The following is a 20,073-nucleotide window of genomic DNA, read 5'->3' on the forward strand; positions in this document are numbered from 1 at the left end:
AAAGAGTCAGAATTCGATGCCATCATAGTCATAACGGCTGGTTCGGGTCGTACCCGTCACGGGCCGATACACACGTGCTACTTCATCAAAAAGCCGCTGTGCATCGCCGGATTCGACGGTTGTGTTTCCAGTACTACTTATAGAACTGGCGATATTCGAGGCCAGGCGATGAATATGCACCGACGGGCGGCTGGCGTCTGTGATGCTAATCAGGTTTACATTAAACTGGTACACGTGTTCGGCTAAGTAGGCAGCCGCTTCGTCCCAGAACGCCAGATGTCGAAGGCGCAGCGCATCACTGGCCGCATGAACGCACTCGTGAATAACCGTATACCGCCCGTCAGTAGTCGTCAGTGCGTTTGCGTTGCGAAATACCAGCGTATTGGTGTGTTGGTTATAAGCACCTAACACCCGCGAATCGAGGTGCGGATTGATACGGATTCGGATGGGGTATCGTCCCGGCCTATCACGTGTTTCGCCCGGTTGTCTGACGTGCTGCCAGAATCGCATCCGCAACGCAACCTGCTGGAATGAATCGCCATCAACAGCAACTCCTCCCATCTGAAAACTAATGGCCTGCACGGCGGGGCTTTCGAGCAGACTGATGATACCCTCGCGGAGTGCAGTAACGGCAGCAGTTTCTCCGTTCATGACAGTAAAGACTTTAGACCTATAAGGTTTCGAAACCTTATAGGTCTAAACTGGTGCGTTGTTTAATAAGCCGCCCACTTGTTTTCGTGGCTGGCTCCGCCAACAGAGAGTTTGCGGGCCGAAATCACGACGCTCGTACTCATGGGCGCATTGCTGCGGGCGTCCATACTTTCCGAATAACCGGTCAGAAAGGCATCCTCAAACTCGAGTTCTTTCATGGGCGAGTCTTCGTCCTGCTTGAAGAACTTGATGGTGCCTTTGAACTTGGCGTTGGGGTTAATCATGAGTTTGAAGGCGTCCGTATCTTTAGTCGATTCAAACTCAGCGTTAATTTGCCCGCCCATCACGTCCGACGTTGGTTTGCCGGTCGTATAGTCGGTGTTTTGCCCCAGTGAAAAACTGCAGTGCAGCAGACGATACTCTGTCTGATCAAGTTTTAGAGTTGCTTTGAAAGCCATTGTTGTAAAGGGTTTTTGTTTGAATTTGAATTGATTACGCTTGTTCCACCCCACCTTTCCAGTCGTTGGCGTCGTCGCCTTTGGTGCCGTCGAGCCGCACTAAGAAGTTTTTGGCCGGGAAGTAGGGTTTGATGTGGATGTCGAGGTGAATGCGGTCTTTCACGTCTTTGTCGCGCTCGAACCGCAGAATCTTGAAGTCTTCGATGATTTTATCGGATCCGGTGATGCTGTTCAGGAATTTCACAATCTGCGCCCGCAGGTCTTTTTCGGCGTCGTAGGTCCAGTTTTCAAAGGCCCGGCGGTTCAGGAAGTCAATGAGTACTTTCATAACCCAATCGAACACGCGCACGACTGAGTAGGTCTGCAAACCCTGGTTGTCGCCGTTGAAGAGCGTTTTGGCCGAATACGCCATCACTTTGTTATACTCGTTCACCATCGGCACCAAACCCAACTTTTCGAGGTTGGCGATTTCGCTCTTTTTCAGCTCGAACCGCACGCCATCGACTTCGTTGAGCGTACCGTGTTTGCTGCCCGCTACCGGCTGTTGCAGCACCGTTTTGTAAATTTTACCGGCCAGCGCGGCAGACGGCGGCACGTAGAGCGGCTCATCTTCGCCGAGGTCGCTGAAGGCTTCGCGGCCCACGAGGTAGTTGCAGGTCATCATCACGTTGGCCTTGTAGGCGTCGGCACTGGGCATGTCTTCGTCCTGCCAGAGTTCCAGTACGTCGTCGGGCGTGTCGAGGTGGCGGTAATCGGTCAGCAGCATTGCCTTGTTTTCGTGGGCCAGCCGCGCCCACTTGTCCACTACTTTTTTGGCCCCGAGGTAGCCGGGCAGCACCAGCAGCGAGTAGTTGTTGCGGAGGTCGAGTTTGTCGTAGTTCTGACGCAGTTCGTCGGCGATACCATCAAAAAACAGCGTGTTGTCGAGGTCCTGAATCTGCTCCGGGTCGGCATTGACGATGCTGATGTTTTTGATTTTCTCGGTATCGGCGTTTTTGTAGAACAGAGCCACCGAGCGGTAAGCCGTTTCGAGGTCTTTGGTTTCGTCAACGGCTTTTTTGAGGTTCCGGCGCAGGGTTTCGCCTGCGGTTTCGGCCTTTTGTTCGGCCTCACCAATCATGTCGGCCACGTTCTCGTGACTGTCGAGCAGGTCGGCGAAGGCGGTCAGGCGTTTTTTGAGTGCCTTTCGTTCTTTTTCGGAGCCTTTCTCGGTCAGGAAAATGTTCTTGCGGGCTTTTTTGGCGGGGTTCAGGTTCTGCGCTCCCTCAACGGTGGTTTCAACGAACTCGAATCCGCCGAATTTGGCTAACTGCTGGCTGCTGTCGGCCAATGCCTGCGCCGGATTAGCGATTTTTGTACGCTCTTTTACGGCCTTGCCGTTTGCGGTTTGTTCAGGTGCTTCCATGTTTTCGGTTGAATGGGTTTCCGGGGTCTTTTACTTCGCTTCTTCCAGTTCCTGTACCATTGCCCGCAGGGCGGTGAGGTAAGTTTCTTTGGCGGCAGGGTCGGCGAGAATTTTTTGCAGCACTTTGTTCGACTTCAGTTGTTTGATAAACTTCTGGTAATCGTCCTGCTGCTCCTGGAGTCCCTGCAAAAACTGGCTCTGAGCGGTGATGCCTTTCTTGCCAAAATCGCCGAGGTTATTGAAGTGGAGGGTTTCTTCCACGTCGGTGCCTTCGGCGTCTTCAAAGGCGATGTCGATTTCGGGTTTGAAACGGGCGAACACGGCATCTACCGTTTCGAGTTTCTCCTCCACCTTCGGTTTGAACGGCGCGTTGGCCGTTAGTTTCTGCACGAGCATCGTGCGGTTTTTCTGGATGTCGGAGATGGCTTCGTTGGCGTCGTTGCCTTTTTTCTCCTGCCCTCCAATGCCGTAGTCCATCATGATTGTTTACGACCGCGTGAGCGGCCAGTTAAGAGCGGTATAACCTGCGATTTTCTGGTTTGTCGAAATGGTGATTTTTGAGGAAACAGGCGTTGAGCGAACGGTTGCACAATGGGTCAAAATTGACCTGTTACTCGCTGGCATAGTATCCCATATTCGGGGGACGGGCGCGGCTCGGTTAATTATCGACCCGCTGCAACAGAGCCGGATAAGGCCGGGCTACGCGGGTGCCGCCCGTGCTCATGTTGGGGCTGAACTTGAATACGTCGCCCTGCCAGTCTAAACCGATGCATTGCACCGTATCGCTGGCGTACACGGTCGCGCCGGTGTAGGTGGCAATGTGCTGGCACAACGTGCGGCCATCGCCCCAGTTGCCCTGCCCGTCGCCATTGACGATGCCGCAACTGAGCATCACAATGCTTTTCAGCCCTTTACGGCCCCAGGCTTTGAACAGGGAATCGTTGTCGACCCCAATGGGCGTGTCGCCAATGGAGATGCCATAGCCGCCAATTTTTTCGGGCAGGCTGTAATTACCCTCCATGCTCATACCCAGCGATGCGCCCTTGTTGCTCACCGAAATGCCGTGCGCAATGAGGTACATCTTCGTAATTTTTTTCAGCGCAATCTGCTTACCGACCCAATCCATTACGGTTTTGGTATCGGAGTTTTTATCGAATGATTGCAGGTCGGCAGGGCCGGGGCTGACATAGGCCGCAAACTCGGCGTCGGTCAGAATCATCCACGATTTATCCATTGATGTAGTTGGTTTAGGAGTATCCGATTTGCTTATACTCGCGGAATGTCGTCGCATTCCAGAATAGCTGGCCCTTTCGGCTCGTTCACATGCAGAATCGTCAGATGTGTAGTCTGAGGAGGAGGTAGAAATACGTTCAGGCGTTCCCGTGGTATAAGAATTACCGTTTTCAGTGTTCGATAAGACTTACTGTCAGGGTCATACAAGGCAGCTATCACATAGAATGTTTCAGTGCCTGTGTTATGCAGATTACGAACCGGCAGATGGGCTTCGGGGCCAATCCGAAACCATATATTGTCCGAATCATTAAGGCGCGTAACGCGTATTCGACCGCCCCTGATTATGTCGTAGCTGGTGTCGGTGGTTAGTTCGGTGGCACTTAATAAATCATCCATTGTCGTTACCGTTTTTTTCAAACACCAACTCGCCCCCCTCGCCCACGCTCAGCGTAAGCGCACTTCCTTTGCCGATTTCGCCCGATACAATCATGCGCGAAAGCGGACGACGCAGCCGGTTGCGGATAACACCCCGCAGCGGTCGTGCTCCGTATTTGGGCGTGTAGCCCTCCAGCGCGAGTTGCCGTCGGGCGTCGTCGGTTATGGTCAGGCTGATGCCCTGTTTATCAAGCAGTTTCAACAGCGCAGCCACCTGAATGGAGAAAATACCCGTGATGGCGTCTTCCGAAATTGGCTGGAAGGGGATGATTTCGGTGAGCCGCCCCAGAAACTCAGGCCGGAAGTAGCGGCCCATAATCTCCAACAATTCGTTCGATGCGGCAATCTCGCCCTTCGCGGCTTTCTCGACCACGTAATCCGAACCGATGTTCGACGTAAACAGGATGATGGCGTTGGAGAAATCACCTTCGCGGCCCAGCCGGTCGTGCAGCATTCCCTCGTCCAGGATTTGTAAAAAAATATCGAAGACCGACGGGTGCGCTTTCTCGATTTCATCGAACAGCACCACCGCAAACGGCTGCTGCCTGATTTTCGTGACTAACAAACCGCCTTCCTCGTAGCCGACGTAGCCGGGCGGTGCGCCGTAGAGCAAAGCCGCCGAGTGTTCTTCCTTGAACTCCGACATGTCGAAGCGGATGAGTGCCCGCTCGTCGTTGAACAGGAAATCGGCCATCGACTTGGCGAGTTCGGTTTTGCCCGTGCCGGTGGGGCCCGAGAAGAAAAACGAACCAATCGGCTGCCCGGCCCGGCTCAGGCCCGAACGGTTTTCGAGAATGGCATCGGCAATGATTTTTACAGCATGATCCTGTCCTACCACGCGCCGTTTCAGATGTTCGTCTAACGTCAGCAGTTTATCGCGCTCTTTCGACTGAATTTTGCCGAGCGGAATGCCCGTCCGGTTTGCCACCACAGCCGCCACTTCGCCCGGCTCTACCGTGTCGCGCACGGCCCGCCCGAGGGTTTCGAGTTTGGTCAGTACAGTGCCAAGATGGTCGGCGAGCGCGTCGGGCAGTTGGTAGTTCTCGGTCTGCAATTCGTCTTCGAGTTGACCGAGCAAGACGGGGCTTAACCGGTTTTTCAACTGCCGCTCAAACCAGCGAACGTTACCCATATACGTTAATAGGTCGTCATCGGTATTTTTCGCCCGCAGGTCGGTCAGTTCGATACGTAGCCGGTCAATTTCGGGTTGGGTGGTTTCGGCGGCTAACTTCATGGCGGCCATCGTTCGGTCGATGAGGTCGATAGCTGCGTCGGGGAGTCGGCGGTCTTTGAGGTAGCGTTTTGCCAGCCTCACCGCTTCAGCGATGGTTTGCCCGGCTACGCCAATCTGGTGGTGATTTTGAAACAGTGGCAGAATGGTTTCGACCATGCGGGTGGCGGTGGCTTCGTCGGGTTCTTCGACGGCCAGCACCTCGAACCGCCGGGCAAAGGCTTCGTCTTTTTCGAGGTATTTGCGGTATTCGTCGTTTGTCGTGGCACCGATAAGCGTCAGTTCGCCCCGCGCCAGTTCGGGTTTCAGCAGGTTCACCGTACCCACCGCCCCACCGTTGGGATCGAGCAGCAGGTGAATTTCGTCGATGAAGAGCACGGCCCGGTCAAAACTTTTCAGGTCGGCCAGAATGCCTTTGAGCCGGTCTTCGATCTCACCCTTGTACGAGGCTCCGGCAATCAGCGAACCCATGTCTAACTGAAACAAATGAGCGTTTTTGAGGTGTGGCGGCACATTTCCGGCCACAATCTGCTGCGCCAGCCCTTCGACCAATGCGGTTTTGCCTACGCCCGGTTCGCCCGTGATAATCACGTTCGGCTTGAGCCGTCTGCCCAGAATTTCGATCATCTGCCGGGTTTCGCGGTCGCGGCCCACAATGGGGTCGAGTTTTCCGTCGCGGGCCGAGGCCGTGCGGTCGGTGCAGTATTTGAACAACGTTTTGCCCGTTGCCGGGGCTGTTCCGGTAGCTTTAGCCTGTCCGTTGGTAGCCGCGCCGTTCGTGGCCGCTCCGATGGCCTGCTGAAAGCCTACGTCGAGAAGGGCGCGTTCGAGCAGTTGATTTTCGGTCAGGGGCAGCGATTTGAGTTGATCGCGACTGAAGGCTACGTCGGGCTTGGTCAGAGCAATCAGCACGGCCAACGGCGTCAGTTCAGGTTCGCCGAGTTTCATCCGCACCACGTCGGCCACTTCCATCAGGGCACGAACGGGCTTGTCGCCAGTGGGTTCGTCGGCAGGCCGCGCTGACTTTGGGTAGCTTTCGATACGTATGTCGGCCCAGTCGCGCAGGTACGGCACGTCGATGTCCCACACGGCAAGCTGCGAAGCTAAGCCCACGTCGTTGTGAAGCAGGCCCATGAGCAGATGGCCGGGCGAAAACTGAGCGTGCTGATTTTCGCGGGCGAGTGCCTGCGCGATGCCAACGGCCCGGCGCAGTTCTTCGGTATAGGCAAGGGTTAGCATAGTTCTGGCAGCGGGCCGCTATTTTTTGATGAAGTAGATGTCTTTCGTGAGCGAGCTCGACTCCCAGGGTTCCTGCTTTTCGTTACTCTGGCGCTTTACTTCGAGCCGCACCCGCTTGAATACCTGTTCGATAGGCAGGTTCGGCACTTTCAGATTATTAAGCAGGGCCGAGGTGTAAAGGCCATTGCGCCCGGTGCCGTCGGCGGCTGTTTTGCCGGGTGCTGTAGCATAGGCAATGTACGACCCGCTGGGGGCATCCATTCCGGCCAGTCCGCCTTCATTACCACCCCGGCGCAGGCTCCGCTCGAAGGGGTTGTTGCGGCAGGCGTCCAGCACGATAATGTTAGCCGTGCGGGCCTGTTCCATCTTACCGACCACCAAATCGGCCTGCAAGCAGTCGTAACGTATATCGCTCTCCGACTGCGGATTGGCATCCACTGGTACGAGGTAGTTTACGTTGTCGCTCTGCACGCCATGCCCGGCGTAATAGAACATGCCTAACTGATAATCACGCAGTTTAAAACCGAAGTCATCGATTGCCTGACGCATTTTTTTCTTATCGAGGTTGGTGTAGAGCATCACCTCAAAGCCGAGGTCGCGCAGCGTCTTCGCCACGTCCTGCGCGTCATTGGCAGGGTTTGCCAACTGGCTCGAACCAGGATAGCTGGAGTTGCCAATCACGAGAGCCAGTCGTTTTTCCTGCAAGAGCGCGGCTGCTTTTTTGTAGATGACGTTCATCGACGCCGTAACCTCTGGCCCGCCCGCCTGATACGCAATCAGCCGGATACGGTTTTCGCCCTCCTGCAACTCCACCGTCTGCTCGAACTTATTCTCGCAAACGTCTTTTTCCACTTTCAGGTCGCGGGGGGCGGGTTGTAGTTTATCGTTCAGATACAATACGTATCGCGCGATGGGTTTAGCGGCTGTTACACAAGCTTTTACCTCAAACGTAGGCAGCACCACCGTGCGGTCGGGGTCGAGCGGGCTGGTCCAGTCGATGCGCGAGGCTACCGGAAACAGCGCGTTGGTGTTGAGCCGGGTCGGTTTGCCTTCGTAGATCGTTACCGTAGTCTGCTGGGCCAGTGCCGCCGTAGCAAGCAACCAGCCGGTCAGAAAAAGAGCGGGCGTTTTCATGGTGGTTCGGCGGTTTAGAAGCGGTGAATGATACCCACAGTAGCCACCTGCCGACCGGGTTGCACAACGAACGAAGTACGGGCGGGCTTCTTCGGTTTATGAAAAACCATGTAAGCGACGGTTGCCACAGCGAACACACCGGCAGCACCGGCGGCAATGGTTGCCATCTGCCGATTCTTATCAATCTGATCGCTCAGGTCTTTGTAATACACCAGCTTATCGCGCGGCACTACCTTCGGAGCCGCGTTGTATTCTTCGGTGTCTCTGTTGGCTTTCATGAACAGAATGGTTGCGTAAGCTGCCGCCCCCGCCGTCAGCGTCCAGCCAACAATCGGTATTACCGGACTCCGACGCGACACTACACCCGGCTCGGCAATGCGGTCGGTGGTGGGTTTGGGCGTCGTTGCGGCTACCGACGTTACCGACACAGGTGCCTGAACAGCGGGCGTTGCTGGCGCAGTGGTTTTTGTAGCGGCTATGGTGGCCGGGCTGGCAACCGTCACGACCCGCGCCACGCGCAGCAGCACTTTCACGTCTTCGTCAACGCGCACATTGTCGCGCACGACGTCCCAGGCAATGAGTTTATTTTTGCCGGGTTTAATGGCCTTGCCCACATCACCATTCACACTGATGGGGCGGATGATGCGCCCCGACGCCGTTTCGAGTTCGAGGTAAATCGAATCGGAAGCCAGCATCTGCGGAAGTTCGTACTCAACGATTACTTTCCGCACGGTTGGTTCGGCCCGAAGCCGAACGTTGGTAGCGGTGGTCTGCGCGAAGGCGAAAGCAGGCAACAGGCAGCTACAGAGGAAGAGCAGGTGTTTCATGGCAATGTGAGCAGGTAAGAGTTAAGGCGCGAAAACGAAGAACCGGGCGTTGGTCGGCATCGTTATTGAGTTATTTTGGTTGTAAATCGACCACGATGAGCTTGGATACCAGACGCCTACTTCCTGCGTGTTGTACACGGCAGTCCAGTACTGCGTCACGAATACCCGTTTGGTATTGCCCGTGATGGCTGGGTCTATCAGGAAATTGTTGCCGGTAATTTTGCCGCTTACAGCCTGCGTAGTCGTGATGTTATCGTTCACCAGCACATTGAATTCTGAACCGGCTTTGATGGGTACGGCGGTTTTCTGGTTGAAAATCGTCCAGCGGCTACCGTTGTACCACACGCCTACGGGGCTGTCGTTGTAGGTGCCGTTCCAGCGTTGCTGCACCAGCAGCCGGGCGTTGGGATTGCCGTTTAGCTTAGGGTGATCGAGGGTAGTGACATGGACCGACGTGTTGCCGGACGAAGCTACGTGCTTAAACACATTGTCGTGCGGTTGCACCACGAGCACGTTATAGCCCATGCCCGACGGAAACGTTTTTAAATCCTGATTGAAAACGCGCCAGGCTCCACTGGTGTAATAAATTCCCGTGGCACTGGTGTTGTAGACCGAACCTAACTGCCAGTTAGGCGTCAGAAACGCGAACGCATCAGCTTTACCGTTCAGGCCCGAATCGTCGATGCGCGACGTATTGCCCGAAATGTTGGCCGCTGCCGTTACGTGCGTTGTAGTCGTAAACGGATTGACGGGTGTTGTCGGCGTTGGTGGCGTCGTCGTTGTTGGTGGTGTCGTTGTTGTTGGCGCAACTGTTTTGTCTTCGAGGTCGCTTTTGCAGTTTAACAACAGAGCTGTCAGCGCAACGATACATAGAGAAGATGGGTACTTCATGGCAACATGTTGGTTTAGTGATTAATTGGTCGTGATACAAAAAGCAGACGGTAACACCAGCAGGCTGCCCAATGAGCGCGGTTGAGCGAACGGTATAACGGCCTTGTTTTGCTGTGTAAAAGACGCAGGATTGGGGGCAGTCGGCAATCCCATAAAAAGGGGAGGGCACCCCACCCCAACCCCTCCCCAGAAGGGAGGGGCTAAAAAAAGCTTACGCGAGTAAGCCCCTCCCTTCTGGGGAGGGGTTGGGGTGGGGTACTTTCAATAGCATATTGGCCCGTCGGTGCTGCCCTACTACGAATGAATTTGGGTTCTGAAGACGACGCTTTCTTACCGGATGGTGCTCCGGTGCTCCGCAAAAAAAATAAATACAAAGCAATCCTAAAGGCGTATTGGTGCGTTTGTTTGCCTCCACTCCAGAACGAGTGTCGTCAAACTAAAAAACAATACGCATAAGGATGAACACTGTGCATAGCTGCGGTCGCTGCGGAAGCCAGCACCTTCGACGCAATGGACGCTCCAATGGCAAACCCCGTTACCACTGTCAAAGCTGTGGGTATTACGGCTATCTGTGGATTGACCCTACGGTAGAAAAAGCTAAGGAATTGCTGGTTTTTAAGCACCACGCCCGAGGGCATTCGCTTCGGCGAATTGCTCAGCTTACTGGTCTAAGCCGCACTAAAGTGACCCGGCTCGTTCGTACAGCTACCGAGCCTGCATTTTTGTCTGCTTCCGCTCATGAGTGACACCCTGCTTAATCAGGTAGTGAGCCTGGTAAATACGCATCAGCCCCTGTTCAACAAAGTTGAAGCACCAGGACTATTCGGAGGTCAGTCGGGCATTGCGCTCTTATACGCTCAATTGTATCAGGTAACGAACGACGAGTTGTATGCCGAACGGCTCACACAAACGCTTCACCGGCTTGCGGCTCAATTACCGCAGGTTGCCGCCCACAGCACGCTTACCTATGGTATGGCGGGCATTGGCTGGCTGCTACAACACCTGGCGAACCGCGACCTGCTCGACGTAGACCTGACCGATGTTGAGCAATGGATAATTGACTCACTGGCAACCGACCGTCATAACCGTAATGCCGAGCTGATGACGGGGCTGGCTGGAAAAGGGGTTTATTTTCTGGAGCGGGGAACCGCTGGTACAGACGGGCTACGGCAGGTGATCGAGGCCATCGCCAGATCGACGGAGACGATACCTGGTGGCATAGCCTGGCACTACGTATCACCCTATACCGACGCACCGACGTATTCGCTGGGTTTGTCGCACGGGGTTCCGGGTGTAATCAGCTTTTTAGCCAAAGCACATCGGCAACGTATCTGCCCCAATCTCACGCAACCCCTCCTGGAGGCCAGCGTAAGCTGGCTGCTGCAACAGCGGCTCGTCGGGGCCGCACAGGGTTCCGGGCAATTTCCGGGCTATGCGGGCGATACCCAACCCACCCGGCTTGCCTGGTGCTATGGCGATTTGGGCGTAGCGGTGGCACTCTGGCACGCAGCCGGGGCACTCAACCGCCCAGACTGGCATCTACTCGCCATTGAACTGGTTGAAGAAGCCGCCCTCCGCACCCTGCCCGAAAGTGGCGTTCGGTGCAGCAACGATTATATCGACAGCGGCTTCTGCCACGGTACGGCGGGGCTGGCGCACCTGTTTCACCGCTTCCAGCAGGCAACAAATTCGCTACGGATTCAGCAGGCAGCGCAGTACTGGCTTCAGCAAACGCAGCAGGCAGCCGTTCGTTCCGACGCTGGCACGGCAAGTTTTCTGACGTATACGGCAACCGATTATGCCCCACAACCCAACGGCACCATCGCCCTAAGCTGGCAAACCGACGCGGGCCTGCTGGAAGGTATCACCGGAATAGCGTTGGTACTGCTAACGTTTGCCAGCCCCACTACCCCCGCCTGGGACGCCTGCCTGATGACCGACCTCTCCCCTATTGCTTCGCCATATGAAATTGGTACAAACATTCTGGTATAGTCCCGACCGGCCAACCGGCGGCTGGCTCCATCCAGCCTACAACCTGATGAGCTGGGCACTGAGTTGTCTGCAACTCCGGCAGTTTTATGACAACGTTACGCTGATTACAGACGAGGCCGGAAAAACCCTGCTGATCGATGAACTCGGCCTGCCCTATACCGACGTTCAGGTGGTGCTCGACGATGTGCTGGCGCAGTATCCGAAACCGCTTTGGGTGGTCAGTAAGCTCTATGCCTATGCACTACAGCAGGAACCGTTTCTGCATGTCGACGGCGATGTGTTTCTGTATGAGCCCCTGCCCACCGACCTGCTGACGGCCCCGCTACTGGCCCAGAACGAAGAAATCTCGGACTATTATCTGCCGTACCTGACCGAAATGGACCGAGCTTTTTCGTTTGTACCTCCTGCCATTCGCTGGCGTCAGACAACACTTCACCAACCCATTTCGGCGGCTAACGCTGGCATCCTGGGCGGCAACGACGTAGCTTTTCTGCGGGTCTACGCCGAAGCTGCATTTGACTTCATCGAGCAGAATCGGGCTTATTTCTCTACCCCACAACCACAGCTCAACAATTTCAACATTCTCTTCGAGCAGTATCTGTTCTCAAGCATGGCCGCGTATCACAACGTACCTGTCCGTTATGTTCAATCGCCTAACTTTCAGTTGGAACGCCCTTGTTTTGAGGATGCACCCCGGTTTCAGACGTATCTGCATCCCATTGCCCCGGAGAAAAAAGTTTACCAGACCTGTCAGCACGTGGCCCGCCGGCTCCAGTTGGACTACCCCGATTACTATCGGCGAATCAGTACACTGAGCAACCGTCGGTTCGTGTCTCCGGCTCAATCGCCGTTGTACCCGCTGTTTGCCAGTAGCCCGGCACCATCTGCCCCACCCATAAGCTGGACGCTGAACGGGCAACGCTACCTTCAGCAGCTAATCCCGGTTTTGCCCGACGCTTCGCCCCTGCCGGATCTACCTGACGTAGCTGCGTTACAGGCCAGCGACCAGGCAACGTATATAGATGAACGTGAACACTACCGGCAACACATGGCTGCTCAGACTAACCCGCCAGATGCTGTTACCCTCGATAGGCGGGCTGATGCGTGCTTACGCGCCGACCTGACCGACTTCGACCGACAGCGGTTTGTATTGAGCGACGATATACTGGTTATCGATTGCCAGTGGAACTGGGCACTACCCATCGAACTCGTGTTTCTGCCCGACGCTTTCGACGAGCATGTCAGCCATCAGGCCCGGCACCTCCTCGAAGCCGAACCGAAGTCGGTCAAAATATGCATAGAACCAGATTGGGACACCCGGATGCTGGTAGAAACACCTTACGAAGATATTGTTGATGTGGCAACGCTGGAAGTATTCAACGAACCGCACACCGTGGCAGAAGCCTTCGGCCAATTGCGCGCTTTTTTCGGACCCGACTTCCCCGAATACGAATCCAAAATCACGAAGCGATTCCGGCGACTGGTACGGCAGCTCGTGGCCCGGCGGTGTCTGGTGCCGGTTGAGCACACTGCAACACCTTGAAGTAGCAGGATATCCGCATAAGAAAGCCAAAATAACGTGTTTTAGCCCTTTACGCCCCAAACCTGTACGCCCGCCAGCCCGTAAGTTTTCCCGAATGATGCTTCCACAGCGTCAGTACGACGTAATCAAATTTTCATCATGAAACGAAAAAGAGTAGACCTGGGGCGGCTCGCCCTGGGCAAAGAAACGCTGGCCCACATGGACGGCGTACAGGGCGGAGCCTGGCCCCAGACCAGCGGCATGGGCGGGTATTCTCCCACGTGCGGAATTTCGTGCGGCTGCACCAGTGGCTGTACCCACATGAATCATTGCGAAACGATTGTCACGGTATACAAAAGCTGGGTGATTCCCTGTTTTTGAGTACGCCATTCTGCACCTGTTAACCAGAAAACACCAATGAAAAGACGAACACTGAATCTGGGCCGATTGTCGCTCCAGAAAGAAACGCTCGCCAGCATGGACAGCGTACAGGGCGGCAGTTGGCCCCAAACCAGCGGCATGGGTGGATACTCGCCGACCTGTGGCGTCTCCTGCGGCTGCACAAACTACTGCACGGAGGGGCTATTCTGCCAGGCGTACAGTGCCAACAATACCTGCTGGGTACGCCAGCAAACAACCTGTTACTAACGTGAACTAACGCAAATCATGAAAAAACAACGTGTCGATTTAGGCAAACTGACGCTCAACAAACAAACGCTGACCAATATGGACCAGCTTCAGGGCGGCTCATGGCCTCAGACGAGCGGACCGGGGGGCTATATGCCGACCTGCGGCCCAACCTGCGGCTGCACCATTACCTGCACAGACCGCTGCACCAATCAGGTCTGCGGAGTGTCGATTCTTGTATCTGTAGCCACCTTCTCACTGGCAGTCTGTTAATTTTTTTTCACCAATTCCATATATCAAATCATGAAAAAGAAAACCGTTAATCTCGGCAAACTTTCCCTTTCCAAAGAAACGCTGGCTAACATGGATCAATTGCTGGGTGGCAGTTGGCCCCAAACCAGCGGCATGGGCGGCTACTCGCCAACCTGTGGCGCAAGTTGTAATTGCTTAAGCTCACTGGCTTCAGTACTAATTTGTAAATAAGCCCTGTGTGTCCAAGCCAAGCCTTACCGGCTTGGCTTGGTGCTGAAAAGCCCTCAGGCGCAGCCTATTTGCAAGCGTCCGCAAAATCAGACCATTAGTTGCGGAGAAGAACAAACCCCCAGTTGGGGCGGTGCGTAGGTTTTGGCCACTGATGTACCGCTCACGATTATGCAAACCGACCTGCTCACCAGTCTCGACACCGCCCGTTTTCTGCATCAATTAGTCGATAACCACGAAGATTTGCTTACCCGCGATGATTCGCCCGCGCTTTACGTCGGGACCGGCGGCAGCATGCTTCTCTACGCGCATCTGTTCGTAGCCACGGGCGACAATCGCTATGCCCACTCGCTCTACAGCCTGCTCGACAAAGCGGTAACGTACCTGCGCGAGCGGGTGATGGACACGTCGCTGGTGGGTGGATTTACGGGCGTCGGCTGGCTGTTGCAGCACCTGGCAACGCTGAACCTCATCGATGAGGATGCCGATACGTTCACCCATCTCGACGGGCTGGTCAGCCAGTCGGTAGAGCTGGATATTCGGATGCGCTATTACGAGCTAATGAACGGGCTGGTTGGTAAGGGACTCTACTGTCTCAGCCGGGGAGGGGTGATGGACGATACACTCCGACGGGTGGTGGAAGGTTTGGTGCAAACCGCTGACCACCGACCTGAAGGGCTTACCTGGCGGTATTACGGGCAAGCCGAAGAAAGATACTCGCTGGGATTATCGCACGGCATTCCGGGTGTTATTGCCTTTTTGAGCCGCCTGCTCACACGCTCGTTTATGCCCCACATCGTGCGCCCCCTGCTAATCGACACTATCCGATGGCTGTTGAGCCAGGAAAATCAGGCCGGTCAGGAACGCCACTTCCCCCGCTTCGTACCCGACCGGGACCCGTCGCGGCTGGGCTGGTGCTACGGCGACATGGGCGTGGCAATTGCTTTATGGCCAGCGGCTCAGGCTCTGAACGACGACGTGCTACGGCAAAAAGCCATTCAGATTATGCTAACGGCGGCTCAGTGTTCGGTCGATCAGTCGGGCATATCGATGCATCCGCGCTGGGTCGATGGAGCATTCTGCCACGGGGTCGCCGGTATTGCACATCTGTTCAATCGGTTCTACCGGGCAACGGGTGACTGCCGGTTTGATGATGCCGCCCGGCACTGGCTACAACTGCTGCTGCAAAGTGCCGCCTGCGATTCTGCCGGGCCTTATTCCACCTTCCGCACCCTTATTCATGTCAATAACGCTTACGATGAGCAGGATCGTCCCATTATCGAATGGAAAACGCTGCCGACTCTGCTTGATGGACTATCGGGCATCGGTCTGGTACTGCTCTCCTTCGCCTACCCGGACGTGACGGACTGGGACGCCCCTTTTCTGACGGATGTTCACCGATGAAACCGCTACTCAATCGCCTTCAGCCACACAACTTTTTTGTTGTCCGAACACCCCTGCTGCCTTTAGAAGCCCTCCATGCGCTGTGGACATCTGACACAGACCGCACGGCAATCAGGCGGGCAATGCAGGCCATCTATCGTCAGCCACTCGTGCAGGAAGCACTTTACGTAGCCTCGACCGATCTGTTTATCACGCTGGAACGCTGGCTGACCGACGCCGACATGACTGATAAAGATCGGGATAAACTGGACCTCGCCTATGCCAAATACCTGCTGCGAATGGCCCATCGCCCAACGCCTTTTGGGCTTTTTGCTGGCCTGTCGGTTGGTGAGTGGGCCAACCAAACCGACCTGCACCTGGCAGACCTGATTACAGCACGGCGACACAGCCGATTGGACATGGATTTTCTGGGGGCGGTGGTACAGCAGTTGGCTCGTCAGCCCGACATCCGCGAGCGGCTGCTCTACCGCCCGAACAATACGCTTTATCAGGTGGGCAACCAATACCGCTACACGGAGTACCGCTACAGTGTAGCCGGTCGCAGTCATCATCTGGCAACCGTAGCCTGGTCACCGTATCTGCAAACGGTACTGGACCGGGCTACCTACGGTGCTACGCTACCCGATCTTCTGGCTACTTTAGTCAGTGATGAGATCACCCCAGATGAGGCACGGGCCTACATCGACGAACTAATTGACGGCAAACTGCTGGTCAGTGAACTGGAACCCCGCGTAACGGACCCCGCCAACATCGAGCGGCTGGTAGAAACGCTACGTGAACGCATACCCCACTGGCCCGGCCTGACGGCCTTAGAGCAGGCCGTGTATCGTGTTCATCAACTCGACCAAACACCCTTGGGCGGCAACCGCCCGTCCGATTACACAGCCATTCTCGACCATCTCCATACAGCAGGATTCAACGCCAGCCCATCCCGGCTGTTTCAGGTAGACTGGATAAAAAGCCTGTCGGGACAGACCTTGAACCGGGCCATCATCGATGAGATAAACGGGGCAGTCAGCCTGCTTGCCGACATTGCCAGGCTCGTGTACGAGCCACCGTTGCGGGCTTTTCAGGAGGCTTTCTCAGCCCGATATGAAGAACAGGAAATTCCGCTGCTTAACGTACTCGATACCGAGATTGGGTTAGGATATCCCCTGAGTCGGGCCGACAGCAGCGACAACACGCCCCTGCTCGATACCCTGATGGTTAGCCCGAAAACATCGCCATCGGTGCTGCGGGCGTCAGCGTGGGATCGCTACGCGCTCCAGCAGCATAGCCGGTTGCTGGCGCAGGGGGCTACCGAATGGGTAATCGATGAAGCCGACCTGCGTACTATTGTACCAACAGCCGCAGAACCACCCTTACCGCCCTCACTTTACGCGATGGCCCGACTGCTGGCACCGTCGGGGCAGGCCGTTGATGCGGGCCATTACCAGGTAGTGTTGCAGGGTACGGGCGGGCCGTCGGCAGCGAATCTGCTGGGTCGGTTTACGCACGTTGATCCGGTGCTGGCCGAACAAACCCGGCACCTGCTCGAGATCGAACAGCAGCAAATGCCGGAGGTTGTGCTGGCCGAAATCGTGTACCTGCCCCCGGCTCACGTGGGGAACGTGCAGCTCCGGGTTCCGCTCCGCGCCTACGAAATCCCTATTCTGGCCGCTGCCACCACCGACGACGCCCACACCCTGCCGCTGAGTGACTTATGGCTATCGGTGCGCCAAAACCGGCTGGTGCTGCGGTCAGAACGGCTGAATCGCGAAGTTGTGCCGCGCCTGAGTACGGCGCACAATTACGCGTTCAACGCCATTCCGGCCTACCATTTCCTCTGCGACCTGCAACGGCAGCAGCAACTGACGGGGCTTGGCTGGTCGTGGGGGAGCCTGCTAACCGGAGCTTCTTTCTATCCACGAGTACGATTGGGACGGGTTATTTTACAGCCAGCCACATGGCTTCTTCGCACTGCCGACTTTTTCCCTACCCACCTGACGGGCGACGCCCTGCTGGCGCATCTGCGGCAGGTTCGCACCCAGAAGCAGCTTCCTCGCCGGGTAGTCTACGGCGAAGCCGATAACCAGTTACCTATCGACCTTGAGAATAGCCTGTCGGTCAGTGTACTGCGCGGGCTGGTGAAGCATAGCGCACAGTTCACCGTCGAAGAGTCTTTTTTTGAGCCGAACGCATTGCTGATTAGTGACGGGCAAGGCAAAGGCTACACGAACGAATTCGTATTTCCGCTTCACAACGTAGCGGTCTCAAAGCCTGCTGCGGGTGTGTCTGCCCCGAAGAAGGCAGCAGAGGTGCCGCGTCAGTTCATACCCGGCTCCGAATGGCTGTACATTAAGCTATACTGTGGCCTTAAAATGGCCGATACATTACTGACGGAAGTAGTGGGTCCGTTGGCCGGGCAACTACTGACCGAAGGGCTAATCGACCGCTGGTTTTTTATCCGCTACAGTGATCCTGATAGTCACCTGCGCGTGCGCTTTCATGCGACACAGCCGCAGGCAGGCCACCTGCTCTCCTACCTACACACGGCCCTGTCTCCTTATCAGCAAAGCGGTCTGCTACGGGCGATACAGCTTGACACCTACAAACGGGAGCTGGAACGCTACGGCCCGGCCACGATGGAAGCCAGCGAGGTATTGTTTTTTCATGACAGCCGCGCCGTTGTGTCACTGCTTGAGTTGCTCGAAGGCGACGAGGGAGACACCTACCGCTGGCAACTGGCACTACTGAGTGTGGATAAGTTACTCGACGATTGGGGCCTGCCATTGCCCGACAAAAGCAGGCTTATGGAAACTCTTGCCGGGCATTTTGCTCAGGAGCATATGCTTGACGATACAACTGGCCGGGTGCAGTTCGACACGCACTACCGGCGTCTGCGCCCGACTGTCGATGCACTCATCAGCCGAACGCTGCCCGCCGACGAGTGGGGCGAAGTACTAAACCTGCTGGACCAGCGTACCCAAAACTGGCAATCTGTCATACAGCAGGTGAAACGGTCCTACGTGCAGGGTCTGGCTACCGTACCCTTCCACGACTGGCTCGCCAGCCACATTCACATGACACTCAACCGCTGGTCGCGGTCGCGGCCCCGGCAACAGGAACTGGTCATCTATCAGTTACTGCACCGGCATTACCGCTCGCTGCTGGCGCGTGCCAAACAGAGTCAGCTTACTTCTATACCGACATGAACGGTGTTCCCATCCTAACCGATCTTCTGCCCACGCCCCCTCCAGCGGGGCGGCTCCGCGAAGAAGATCTACAACTGCACAGCCAGCAGGTGTCGCATATTCTTGGCAGTCCACCCGGCTGGCTCCTCCGCTGGGGTATCACGCTGATGTTCTGCGTACTACTGGGCATGTTACTATTCAGCCACCTGATTCGTTATCCCGAACTGATTACAGCCGACATAGTGGTACGCACCCAAACGGCACCGGTACCGGTGGTAGTGCGCCGGTCAGGGAGTTTGCGTCTGCTGGGCGTTCGCGAGGGGCAACCCGTGCGGGCCGGGCAGTTGCTGGGTGTTATCGGTAACTCGTCCAGCTACGACGACGTGCAGGCCACCACCCGGCAAGTACGGGCATTGACCGAAACGCTGCTCAACAACGCCCCTGTTCCGGCGGGGGCACTTACGCATTCGGGCGGGCAACTGGGTGAGTTGCAAAACGCCTATGCGCAACTGCTGGCCGCTTATGGCGCGTACAGTTTCTTCCGCCAGGCCCGGCACCACGACCGTCGGCAGGCCGAGTTGCAGCGGCAGATCGAAACATACCGGACACTGGCAACCCGACTCGATAGCCAGATGGTGCTGGCACGTCGGCGGCAGGAACTGATGAGCCAGCGTAACGCCGTCAATCAGCGGCTGCTGAGCGAGAAGGTATATGCTCAGCTCGAAGCCGATCAGGCGCAGAACGATTACCTGCAATTTCGGCAGAGTACCGAAAATGCAGATGCCAGCCGATTACAGAACCAACTGGCTATTCAGCAGCGCGAACAGGCCGTAATAGAACTCCTGCAACAGCAACGCGAAACGGAGCAGCAGCTACGGCAGCGGTTGCAGGAAAACGCCCTGCTGTATCTGGCACAATATGACATCTGGAAAGAGAATTACATACTCGAATCACCGGTTGCCGGGCGCGTAACATTCGGGCAGCCGATTGACCGCGACCAGTACCTCGAAAGCGGTCGGGAAGCGATGACCATTCTGCCCAACAACGCCCGCCGACTGGCCGCTCATACGTATCTGACTGCTGATCGCTACGGCGAAGTAACTGTGGGGCAGCGGGCCTACCTGCACTTAGCCGCATTCCCCTACCAGCAATACGGGGCAGTGCCGGGGGTGGTAGCCCGCATGGCTCCGGCAGCCCGCAAAGGGCAGTATTTCGTTGTTATCGACCTGCCAGACGGCCTTCGCACCACCTATCACAAACGCCTGACATTCACGCAGGATATGCCGGGTCAGGTGCGGATTCAGACGCGCGATCTCAGCCTGCTCGACCGCTTTTTCCAGCAATACCGCCGATTCTTTACTCCCTGATACA

20 protein-coding genes are annotated in these 20,073 nt (G+C 56.1%); 10 read left to right on the forward strand and 10 right to left on the reverse strand.

From position 1 onward, the window contains the following. Positions 1–6: 6 nt before the first annotated feature. The 10 genes from AWR27_RS15260 to AWR27_RS15305 form a co-directional block, all read right to left on the reverse strand. A complete protein-coding gene (locus AWR27_RS15260) occupies positions 7–651 on the reverse strand; it encodes a hypothetical protein (RefSeq protein WP_077131963.1) in 645 nt (214 codons plus the stop codon). Between the two features lie 62 nt (positions 652–713). Further along, positions 714–1,109: a type VI secretion system tube protein TssD gene (gene tssD / locus AWR27_RS15265; RefSeq protein WP_077131964.1), complete on the reverse strand. Its 396-nt coding sequence runs from the start codon at positions 1,107–1,109 to the stop codon at positions 714–716. 34 nt (positions 1,110–1,143) lie between these two features. Further along, positions 1,144–2,514 (reverse strand): type VI secretion system contractile sheath protein TssC, encoded by a 1,371-nt coding sequence (locus tag AWR27_RS15270; RefSeq protein ID WP_077131965.1) that lies wholly within the window; start codon positions 2,512–2,514, stop codon positions 1,144–1,146. Between the two features lie 30 nt (positions 2,515–2,544). Then, entirely contained in the window at positions 2,545–2,994 is a 450-nt protein-coding gene (locus AWR27_RS15275; protein WP_077131966.1) for a hypothetical protein, read from the reverse strand. A 178-nt stretch (positions 2,995–3,172) separates the two neighbouring features. Continuing rightward, positions 3,173–3,748 (reverse strand): hypothetical protein, encoded by a 576-nt coding sequence (locus AWR27_RS15280; RefSeq protein WP_077131967.1) that lies wholly within the window; start codon positions 3,746–3,748, stop codon positions 3,173–3,175. Positions 3,749–3,780: 32 nt separating this feature from the next. Further along, entirely contained in the window at positions 3,781–4,143 is a 363-nt protein-coding gene (locus tag AWR27_RS15285) for a hypothetical protein (protein ID WP_077131968.1), read from the reverse strand. Further along, the gene (locus tag AWR27_RS15290; RefSeq protein ID WP_077131969.1) at positions 4,136–6,652 is read right to left on the reverse strand and encodes an ATP-dependent Clp protease ATP-binding subunit; all 2,517 of its coding nucleotides are present in this window, start codon (positions 6,650–6,652) and stop codon (positions 4,136–4,138) included. Before AWR27_RS15290 ends, AWR27_RS15285 begins: the two co-directional genes overlap by 8 nt. 18 nt (positions 6,653–6,670) lie before the next feature. Continuing rightward, a complete protein-coding gene (locus AWR27_RS15295; protein ID WP_077131970.1) occupies positions 6,671–7,786 on the reverse strand; it encodes a caspase family protein in 1,116 nt (371 codons plus the stop codon). 14 nt (positions 7,787–7,800) lie between these two features. Next, the gene (locus AWR27_RS15300) at positions 7,801–8,613 is read right to left on the reverse strand and encodes a hypothetical protein (protein ID WP_077131971.1); all 813 of its coding nucleotides are present in this window, start codon (positions 8,611–8,613) and stop codon (positions 7,801–7,803) included. A 21-nt stretch (positions 8,614–8,634) separates the two neighbouring features. Further along, positions 8,635–9,504, reverse strand: coding sequence for a DUF7452 domain-containing protein (locus tag AWR27_RS15305; RefSeq protein ID WP_077131972.1), 870 nt, complete (start codon positions 9,502–9,504; stop codon positions 8,635–8,637). Between the two features lie 458 nt (positions 9,505–9,962). On the opposite strand from AWR27_RS15305, the gene AWR27_RS26135 reads away from it, so the two are divergent. The 10 genes from AWR27_RS26135 to AWR27_RS15350 all read left to right on the forward strand — a co-directional run bounded on the left by AWR27_RS26135 (position 9,963) and on the right by AWR27_RS15350 (position 20,069). Next, a complete protein-coding gene (locus tag AWR27_RS26135) occupies positions 9,963–10,250 on the forward strand; it encodes a transposase-like zinc-binding domain-containing protein (RefSeq protein WP_077131973.1) in 288 nt (95 codons plus the stop codon). After that, positions 10,243–11,496, forward strand: a complete 1,254-nt coding sequence (locus AWR27_RS15315) for a lanthionine synthetase C family protein (RefSeq protein ID WP_077131974.1) — start codon at positions 10,243–10,245, stop codon at positions 11,494–11,496. Before AWR27_RS26135 ends, AWR27_RS15315 begins: the two co-directional genes overlap by 8 nt. Continuing rightward, positions 11,468–13,039 carry a DUF6734 family protein gene (locus AWR27_RS15320; RefSeq protein WP_157579231.1) on the forward strand — a complete coding sequence of 524 codons (1,572 nt, stop codon included), beginning with the start codon at positions 11,468–11,470 and terminating at the stop codon, positions 13,037–13,039. The genes AWR27_RS15315 and AWR27_RS15320 overlap by 29 nt, the downstream gene beginning before the upstream one ends. Positions 13,040–13,177: 138 nt before the next feature. Further along, complete coding sequence (locus tag AWR27_RS15325; RefSeq protein ID WP_077131976.1) at positions 13,178–13,399, forward strand: hypothetical protein; 222 nt, start codon at positions 13,178–13,180, stop codon at positions 13,397–13,399. 36 nt (positions 13,400–13,435) lie between these two features. Next, on the forward strand, positions 13,436–13,666 hold the full coding sequence (locus AWR27_RS15330) for a hypothetical protein (protein WP_077131977.1): 231 nt from the start codon (positions 13,436–13,438) through the stop codon (positions 13,664–13,666). An 18-nt stretch (positions 13,667–13,684) separates the two neighbouring features. After that, positions 13,685–13,918, forward strand: a complete 234-nt coding sequence (locus tag AWR27_RS15335; protein ID WP_077131978.1) for a hypothetical protein — start codon at positions 13,685–13,687, stop codon at positions 13,916–13,918. A 30-nt stretch (positions 13,919–13,948) separates the two neighbouring features. After that, a complete protein-coding gene (locus AWR27_RS25340) occupies positions 13,949–14,128 on the forward strand; it encodes a class I lanthipeptide (RefSeq protein ID WP_157579232.1) in 180 nt (59 codons plus the stop codon). A gap of 168 nt (positions 14,129–14,296) precedes the next feature. After that, on the forward strand, positions 14,297–15,529 hold the full coding sequence (locus tag AWR27_RS15340) for a lanthionine synthetase C family protein (protein ID WP_157579233.1): 1,233 nt from the start codon (positions 14,297–14,299) through the stop codon (positions 15,527–15,529). After that, the gene (locus tag AWR27_RS15345) at positions 15,526–18,723 is read left to right on the forward strand and encodes a lantibiotic dehydratase (protein WP_083732871.1); all 3,198 of its coding nucleotides are present in this window, start codon (positions 15,526–15,528) and stop codon (positions 18,721–18,723) included. Before AWR27_RS15340 ends, AWR27_RS15345 begins: the two co-directional genes overlap by 4 nt. Next, the gene (locus AWR27_RS15350) at positions 18,720–20,069 is read left to right on the forward strand and encodes an HlyD family secretion protein (protein WP_077131981.1); all 1,350 of its coding nucleotides are present in this window, start codon (positions 18,720–18,722) and stop codon (positions 20,067–20,069) included. The genes AWR27_RS15345 and AWR27_RS15350 overlap by 4 nt, the downstream gene beginning before the upstream one ends. The last annotated feature ends 4 nt before the right edge of the window (positions 20,070–20,073 follow it).

This window comes from Spirosoma montaniterrae, from assembly GCF_001988955.1.
Classification (GTDB): Bacteria; Bacteroidota; Bacteroidia; order Cytophagales; family Spirosomataceae; genus Spirosoma; species Spirosoma montaniterrae.